The organism is Pseudomonas sp. BAV 4579, from assembly GCF_009765395.1.
In the GTDB taxonomy this organism is placed as follows: Bacteria; Pseudomonadota; Gammaproteobacteria; order Pseudomonadales; family Pseudomonadaceae; genus Chryseomonas; species Chryseomonas aestiva.
Genome location: NZ_WHOV01000156.1, coordinates 1 through 8,208 on the forward strand (window position 1 = coordinate 1; position 8,208 = coordinate 8,208).

Consider the following 8,208-nt stretch of genomic DNA (forward strand, 5'->3'; position numbering starts at 1 on the left):
ATAACAATAAGCAGGAGCCACCCATGGGTGATCATTTCTTCGCCAGCGGGCGCCAGTTGGACGTCATCTGTCTGGGACGACTGGGCGTCGACCTCTATGCGCAGCAGATCGGCGCGCCGCTGGAAGACGTCAGCAGCTTCGCCAAGTACCTGGGGGGATCCTCCGCCAACATCGCCTTCGGCACCGCGCGCCTGGGGCTGAAGTCGGCGATGCTGACCCGGGTCGGCGACGACCACATGGGCCGCTTCCTGACCCGGACGCTGGCGCAGGAAGGCTGCGACACCCGCGGCATCCAGGTGGATCGCGAGCGCCTCACCGCCCTGGTGCTGCTGGGCATCAAGGACCGCGAGACCTTTCCCCTGGTGTTCTATCGCGAGAATTGCGCCGACATGGCGCTGGGCGCCGACGACCTCGACGAGGCCTTCATCGCCAGCGCCAAGGCGCTGTTGATCACCGGTACCCACTTCTCCACCGAGGGGGTGTTCCAGGCCAGCAGCCGGGCGCTGGACTACGCCGAGCGCAACGGTGTGAAGCGGGTGCTGGACATCGATTACCGCCCGGTACTCTGGGGGCTGACCGGCAAGGCCGATGGCGAGACCCGTTTCATCGCCAGTGCCGAGGTCAGCGCCCATGTGCAGCGCATCCTGCCGCGCTTCGACCTGGTGGTGGGCACCGAAGAGGAATTCCAGATCGCCGGGGGCAGCGAAGACCTGCTCACCGCCCTGCGCCGGGTCCGCGAGGTGACCGCGGCGACCCTGGTGGTCAAGCTCGGTGCCCAAGGCTGCACGGTGATCCAGGGCGCCATTCCGGCGCGTCTCGAGGACGGCGAGATCCATCGCGGCATCCGCGTCGAGGTGCTCAATGTGCTGGGTGCGGGCGATGCCTTCATGTCCGGCTTCCTGCGCGGCTGGCTGACCGGCGGCGACGATGCCGAATGCTGCCGGCTGGCCAATGCCTGCGGCGGGCTGGTGGTGTCGCGCCATGGCTGCGCCCCGGCCATGCCGACCCTGGCCGAGCTCGATTACCTCAAGCACAGTCCGGTGCCCATCACCCGGCCCGACCTGGATCCGGTGCTGACCCGGCTGCACCGGGTCGGCACGCGGCGCCGCCAGTGGCGCCAGCTGTTCATCTTCGCCTTCGATCACCGCTACCAGTTGGTGGAAAGCGCCCAGCAGGTGGGGGCCGACCCGGCGCGGATTCCGGCGCTCAAGCAGCTGTTCGTCCAGGCCATCGCCGAGGTCGAACAGGACCTGCAGCGTCAGGGTGTGGCCGCCGACGTCGGGCTGCTGGCCGACGAGCGCTTCGGCCAGGACGCCCTGAATGCCGCCAGCGGCCGTGGCTGGTGGATCGCCCGGCCGGTGGAGTTGCAGAACTCACGGCCGCTGGCCTTCGAGCTTGGCCGTTCGGTGGGCAGCACCCTGCTGAGCTGGCCAAGCGAGCAGATCATCAAGTGCCTGGTGCAATTCCACCCCGATGACGAGCCGCTGCTGCGGCTGGAGCAAGAGGCTCAGCTCAAGGGGCTGTATGAAGCGGCCCAGGCCAGCGGTCATGAACTCCTGCTGGAGGTCATCCCACCGAAGAACCATGCCTCCAGCCGGCCGGACGTGCTCTATCGCGCCATCAAGCGGCTGTACAACCTGGGCATCTATCCCGAGTGGTGGAAGATCGAGGCGCAGCCGGCCGCCGTCTGGAGGCAACTCGACCAGTTGATCGCCGAGCGCGATCCCCATTGCCAGGGCGTGGTGGTGCTGGGTCTCAACGCCCCGGCCGAGGAGTTGGCCGAAGGCTTTCGTCAGGCCAGCGCCAGCCAGCGCTGCCAGGGCTTCGCCGTGGGCCGGACCATCTTCGCCCAGCCGAGTCGGGCCTGGCTGGCCGGCGAGATCGACGACCGTGCGCTGGTCGCGCAGATCCGCAGCAACTTCGAATTCCTGATCCAGGCCTGGCGCGACGCCCGCGCCTGATCGCCTCCTGACGAGCAGCTCCGACATGACCGCACAACAACAACTCAAGATCGGCATCAACCCCATCTCCTGGGCCAACGACGACCTGCCGGCCCTGGGCGGCGACACCCCGCTTGCGACCATCCTGCGCGAGGGCAAGGAAATCGGCTTCCAGGGCTTCGAGCTGGGTGGCAAGTTTCCCAGCGAGCCCAAGGCGCTGGGCGAGGTGCTCGGCCAGCATGACCTGGAGCTGGTGTCCGGCTGGTATTCCAGTGGCCTGGCGCACCGGGATGTCGAGGCCGAGATCGAGGCGATCCGTCCGCATTGCCGGCTGCTGGCCGAGAACGGCGCCAAGGTGCTGGTCTACGGCGAGGTGGCCGGCTCCATCCAGGGGCAGCGCCGGCCGCTGATCGAGCGACCGCGCTTCCACAGCGACGCCGCCTGGCAGGCCTATGCCGAGAAGCTCGATCGCCTGGCCGCCTTCACCCTGAGCCAGGGCCTGCGCCTGGCCTACCACCACCACATGGGCGCCTATGTGGAAGCGCCCGAGGACATCGCCCGGCTGATGGCGCTGACCTCTCCGGACGTCGGTCTGCTGTTCGATGCCGGTCACTGCTACATGGGCGGTGGCGATCCCCTGAGCGTGCTGCAGCAACATATCGACCGGGTCTGCCACGTGCACTTCAAGGACGTGCGCAAGGCCGTGGTGCAGCTGGCGCGCAACCACCAGTGGAGCTTTCCGGACTGCATCCTCAACGGCACCTTCACCGTGCCGGGTGACGGCGACATCGATTTCTCGGCGTTGCTCAAGGTGCTGGTGGCCGCCGGCTATGAAGGCTGGCTGGTGGTGGAGGCCGAGCAGGACCCGGCCGTGGCGCCGGCCTACGAATACGCCAAGAAGGGCTACGACCATCTGCGCCAGCTGGTGGCGCAGGCCACTGCCTGAGGAGGAATCCGATGAATCTGCTCGTCAAAGCTGACCGTAGCGCCCGCGACATCGTCAGCGTCCCGGCCGGTGCCCTGGACTACGTCGGCTTCGCCGCCCATCGCCTGCAACCGGGGGAGTCCCTGCCGGTGCTGGCGGGCGATCTGGAGGTCTGCATCGTGCTGCTCAGCGGCGGCGCCAGTATCGAGGGCGGGCATCCGCAGCTGGGCGACTTCGCCTGGCGCGGGCTGGCCGGTCGCCAGAGCGTCTTCGAAGACGTCTCGCCCTATGCCGCCTACCTGCCGCCCGGCAGCGAGGCGCGGGTGACCGCCGACAGCACCGCCGAAATCGCCGTCTGCACCTCGCCCGGCAATCCGCTGGTGGCGGACCGGCTGCCACCGCGGCTGATCGAGCCGGCGAGCATGCGGCGATCCACCCGCGGCAAGGGCGCCAACACCCGCTATGTCTGCGACATCCTGCCGGACACGGCGGCGGCCCATTCGCTGCTGGTGGTGGAGGTGCGCACCCCGTCCGGGCATTCCTCCAGCTATCCACCCCATCGCCATGACCGCGACAACCTGCCGGCGGAGAGTCTGCTGGAGGAGTCGTACTACCACCGCATCGATCCGGGGCAGGGCTTCGTCTTCCAGCGCGTCTACACCGACGAGCGCGACCTGGACCAGGCCATGGCGGTGGAAGACCACGACGTGGTGCTGGTGCCGCGCGGCTATCACCCGGTCAGCGTGCCCTATGGCTACGAGTCCTATTACCTCAACGTGATGGCCGGCCCCCGGCGCGTCTGGAAATTCCACAACGATCCGCAGCACGAGTGGCTGCTGACTCGCTAACCCTTTTTCGCTTGCCGTGGGCGGCGACCCCAGGACACGAGGATTCAGGACATGAGCGACACCCCCGTCATCGGGCACTACATCAACGGCGCGGTCTCGACCCAGGCCGAGCGCTTCAGCGACGTCTTCAACCCGGCCGAGGGCGTGGTCCAGGGGCGGGTCGCCCAGGCCACGGCGCAGACCGTGGAGCAGGCGGTGGCGGCGGCCAAGGCGGCCTTTCCCGAGTGGTCCGAGCAATCGGCGCTGCGCCGGGCGCGCATCCTGTTCCGCTTCAAGGAGCTGCTCGACCAGCATCACCGCGAACTGGCGGCGCTGATCACCCGCGAGCACGGCAAGGTCTTGTCCGACGCCATGGGCGAGGTGACGCGCGGCATCGAGGTGGTGGAGTTCGCCTGCGGCGCGCCGCATCTGGCCAAGACCAGCTACAGCGACAACATCGGCGGCGGCATCGACAACTGGAACCTGCGCCAGCCGCTGGGGGTATGCGCCGGCATCACCCCCTTCAACTTCCCGGTGATGGTGCCGCTGTGGATGATTCCCATGGCGCTGGCCACCGGCAACACCTTCATCCTCAAACCCTCCGAGCGCGATCCCTCCGCCAGCCTGCTGCTGGCCGAGCTGCTCAAGCAGGCCGGCTTGCCCGATGGCGTGTTCAACGTGGTCCAGGGTGACAAGGTGGCGGTGGATGCGCTGTTGCAGCACCCGGACGTGGAGGCCATCTCCTTTGTCGGCTCCACCCCCATCGCCGAATACATCCACCAGGAAGGTACCCGCCGCGGCAAGCGCGTCCAGGCCCTGGGCGGTGCCAAGAACCATATGATCGTGATGCCCGACGCCGACCTGGACCAGGCCGCCGACGCCCTGATCGGTGCCGGTTTCGGCTCGGCCGGCGAGCGCTGCATGGCCATCTCCATCGCCGTGGCGGTGGGCGAGGTGGGCGATGCCCTGATCGAAAAACTGCTGCCGCGCATTGATGCCCTGCGAGTACGCAACGGCGTGGAAGCCGATGCCGACATGGGCCCACTGGTGACCGGTCAGCACAAGGCCAAGGTCGAGGGCTATATCACCAAGGGGGTGGAAGAGGGCGCCAGGCTGCTGGTCGATGGCCGCAACTTCAAGGTGCCCGGCGCCGAGCACGGCTTCTTCGTCGGCGCCACCCTGTTCGATGGCGTGACCCCGGACATGACCATCTACAAAGAGGAAATCTTCGGCCCGGTGCTGGGCATCGTGCGGGTGCCGGACTTCGCCAGTGCGGTAGCGCTGATCAACGCCCACGAATTCGGCAACGGCGTCTCCTGCTTCACCCGCGATGGCGGCATCGCCCGCGCCTTCGCCCGCACCATCAAGGTGGGCATGGTCGGCATCAACGTGCCCATCCCGGTGCCCATGGCCTGGCACTCCTTCGGTGGCTGGAAGAGATCCCTGTTCGGCGACCACCACGCCTATGGCGAGGAAGGCCTGCGCTTCTACACCCGCTACAAGAGCGTGATGCAGCGCTGGCCCGACAGCATCGCCAAGGGCGCCGAATTCAGCATGCCCACCGCCAAGTGACCGGGGAGAAGCCATGAGCACCCAACGTCTGACCATGGCCCAGGCCCTGGTGAAATTTCTCGACAACCAGTACCTCAGCGTCGATGGCGTCGAGACCAGGTTCGTCGCCGGCGTCTTTACCATCTTCGGCCACGGCAACGTGCTCGGCCTGGGCCAGGCGCTGGAGCAGGAGGCCGGTGAGCTGGTGGTGCACCAGGGGCGCAACGAGCAGGGCATGGCCCATGCCGCCGCCGGCTTCGCCAAGCAGAAGCTGCGTCGGCAGATCTATGCCTGCACCTCCTCGGTGGGGCCGGGCGCGGCCAACATGCTGACCGCCGCGGCCACCGCCACCGCCAATCGCATTCCGCTGCTGCTGTTGCCCGGCGACGTCTATGCCAGTCGCCAGCCCGATCCGGTGCTGCAGCAGATCGAGCAATTCCACGACCTGTCGATCAGCACCAACGATGCCTTCCGCGCGGTGAGCAAGTACTGGGATCGCATCAACCGCCCCGAGCAGCTGATGAGCGCGGCGATCAACGCCATGCGCGTGCTGACCGATCCGGCCGAGACCGGCGCCGTGACCCTGGCGCTGCCTCAGGATGTCCAGGGCGAGGCCTACGACTATCCCGACTACTTCTTCGCCAAGCGGGTGCACCGCCTGGATCGCCGGCCGCCGGTGGCTGCCGCCATCGAAGACGCGGTGCAACTGCTCAGGCGCAAGCGCAAGCCGCTGCTGATCTGTGGCGGCGGGGTGAAGTATTCCGGCGCCGCCGCGGCCCTGCAGCGCTTCGCCGAGCGCTTCGAGATTCCCTTCGCCGAGACCCAGGCCGGCAAGAGCGCCATCGTCTCCAGCCACGAACTCAATGTCGGCGGCCTCGGCGAGACCGGCTGCCTGGCCGCCAACCTGCTGGCCAGGGAAGCGGATCTGATCATCGGCGTCGGCACCCGCTACACCGATTTCACCACCTCCTCGAAGTGGCTCTACCAGCATCCCGAGGTGGAATTCCTCAATCTCAACGTGGCTGCCTTCGACGCCGGCAAGCTCGATGGCCTGGCCGTGGTGGCCGATGCCCGCGAAGCCCTCGATGCCCTGACCGAGGCGCTAGGGGCTACCGACTACCGCGCCGGCTGGGGCGGCCAGGTGGGGGAGGCGCGCGAGCGCTATCGCCAGGAGGTGGAGCGGGTCTACGCGGTCGGCTATACCGGCGCCGACTTCGTCCCGGAGATCGACGACGACCTGCCGCGCGCGGTGCTGGAGGAATTCGTCCGCCTGACCGGTTCGTCCCTGACCCAGAGCCAGGTACTCGGCCGCCTCAACGAACGACTGGACGACGACGCCATCATCGTCGCCGCCGCCGGCAGCCTGCCCGGCGACCTGCAGCGCGCCTGGCAGAGCAAGGGCGTCAACACCTACCACCTGGAATACGGCTATTCCTGCATGGGCTACGAGATCAACGCCGCCCTCGGCGTGAAGCTGGCCGAGCCTGCGCGCGAGGTCTATGCCCTGGTCGGCGACGGCTCCTACCAGATGCTGCACTCGGAGCTGGCCACCTCCATCCAGGAGCGGCGCAAGATCAACGTGGTGCTGCTCGACAACATGACCTTCGGCTGCATCAACAACCTGCAGATGGAACACGGCATGGGCAGCTTCGGTACCGAATTCCGCTATCGCAATCCGGAGACCGGCCAGCTCGACGGCGACTTCGTGCCGGTGGATTTCGCCATGAGCGCCGCCGCCTACGGCTGCAAGACCTATAGCGTGCGCACCCTGGAGGAGCTGGAAGCGGCCCTGGCCGATGCCCGTCGGCAGACGGTCTCCACCCTGATCGACATCAAGGTGCTGCCCAAGACCATGCTGCACGGCTACCTGTCCTGGTGGCGGGTCGGCGGCGCCGAGGTCTCCACCAGCGAAAAGATCGCCGCCGTCGCCCGGGTGCTCAGGGAAAACGCCGCCCAGGCCCGCCAATACTGAGCGCCACTCATTCCATAACAAGTCCAAATCGGAGAATGAAGTCATGACCTTGAACATCGGTGTCATCGGGACCGGCGCCATCGGCCGCGAACACATCCGCCGCCTGAGCCACACCCTGCTGGGCAGTCGCGTGGTGGCGGTGACCGACATCAACGCCGACCAGGCCGCCCGGGTGGTCCAGGAGTTGGGCATCACCGCGGAGGTCTATGCCGACGGCCATGCGCTGATCGCCGCGGCGGACGTCCAGGCGGTGCTGGTCGCCTCCTGGGGGCCGACCCACGAGGAGTACGTGCTGGCCGCCATCGCCGCCGGCAAGCCGGTGTTCTGCGAAAAGCCCCTGGCGACCACCGCCGAGGGCTGCCGGCGCATCGTCGAAGCCGAGCAGGCCCACGGCAAGCGCCTGGTGCAGGTGGGCTTCATGCGGCCCTACGATGCCGGCTATCGCCAGCTCAAGGCGGTGCTCGACGCCGATCGCATCGGCGCGCCGCTGATGATCCATGCGGCCCACCGCAATCCCACGGTGAGCGAGCACTACAGCACCGACATGGCCATCACCGACACCCTGATCCACGAGATCAACGTGCTGGCCTGGCTGCTGGACGATCATTACGTGTCCGCCCAGGTGGTCTTTCCGCGCAAGGCGCCAGCGGCGCGCGAGCACCTGCGCGATCCCCAGGTGGTGCTGCTGGAAACGGCCAAGGGCGTGCGCATCGATGTCGAGGTCTTCGTCAATTGCCAGTACGGTTACGACATCCAGTGCGAGATCGTCGGCGAGCGCGGCATTGCCCGCCTGCCGGAGCCGACCTCGGTGCAGTTGCGCAGCGAGGCGCGGCTGTCCAACGAGATCCTCATGGACTGGAAGGACAGATTCATCGCCGCCTATGACGTGGAGCTGCAGGCCTTCATTGATGATCTGGCCGCCGGCCAGCTGACCGGGCCGTCGTCCTGGGACGGCTACATCGCCGCGGTCACCGCCGACGCCTGCATCAAGGC

General features: G+C 67.5%; 6 protein-coding genes. All 6 read left to right on the top strand.

Translation table 11 applies throughout. The features are described 5' to 3' along the window. Positions 1-23 precede the first annotated feature (23 nt). Positions 24-1,961: a 5-dehydro-2-deoxygluconokinase gene (gene iolC / locus GSQ95_RS23095; protein WP_158896067.1), complete on the top strand. Its 1,938-nt coding sequence runs from the start codon at positions 24-26 to the stop codon at positions 1,959-1,961. 25 nt (positions 1,962-1,986) lie between these two features. Beyond that, positions 1,987-2,886 (top strand): myo-inosose-2 dehydratase, encoded by a 900-nt coding sequence (iolE, locus tag GSQ95_RS23100; protein WP_158896065.1) that lies wholly within the window; start codon positions 1,987-1,989, stop codon positions 2,884-2,886. Positions 2,887-2,897: 11 nt separating this feature from the next. Continuing rightward, positions 2,898-3,713, top strand: a complete 816-nt coding sequence (iolB, locus tag GSQ95_RS23105; protein WP_158896063.1) for a 5-deoxy-glucuronate isomerase — start codon at positions 2,898-2,900, stop codon at positions 3,711-3,713. Positions 3,714-3,764: 51 nt separating this feature from the next. Continuing rightward, complete coding sequence (locus GSQ95_RS23110; protein WP_158896061.1) at positions 3,765-5,264, top strand: CoA-acylating methylmalonate-semialdehyde dehydrogenase; 1,500 nt, start codon at positions 3,765-3,767, stop codon at positions 5,262-5,264. Positions 5,265-5,277: 13 nt separating this feature from the next. Then, positions 5,278-7,215, top strand: a complete 1,938-nt coding sequence (iolD, locus tag GSQ95_RS23115; protein ID WP_158896059.1) for a 3D-(3,5/4)-trihydroxycyclohexane-1,2-dione acylhydrolase (decyclizing) — start codon at positions 5,278-5,280, stop codon at positions 7,213-7,215. Between the two features lie 43 nt (positions 7,216-7,258). Beyond that, a partial coding sequence (locus GSQ95_RS23120; protein ID WP_158896057.1) for a Gfo/Idh/MocA family protein occupies positions 7,259-8,208 on the top strand: 950 nt, incomplete at its 3' end.

What these genes read in the sequence shown, in the direction of transcription:
- iolC (WP_158896067.1), top strand. Translation starts at nt 24, where the DNA reads ATGGGTGATCATTTCTTCGCCAGCGGGCGCCAGTTGGACGTCATCTGT.
- iolE (WP_158896065.1), top strand. Translation starts at nt 1,987, where the DNA reads ATGACCGCACAACAACAACTCAAGATCGGCATCAACCCCATCTCCTGG.
- iolB (WP_158896063.1), top strand. Translation starts at nt 2,898, where the DNA reads ATGAATCTGCTCGTCAAAGCTGACCGTAGCGCCCGCGACATCGTCAGC.
- GSQ95_RS23110 (WP_158896061.1), top strand. Translation starts at nt 3,765, where the DNA reads ATGAGCGACACCCCCGTCATCGGGCACTACATCAACGGCGCGGTCTCG.
- iolD (WP_158896059.1), top strand. Translation starts at nt 5,278, where the DNA reads ATGAGCACCCAACGTCTGACCATGGCCCAGGCCCTGGTGAAATTTCTC.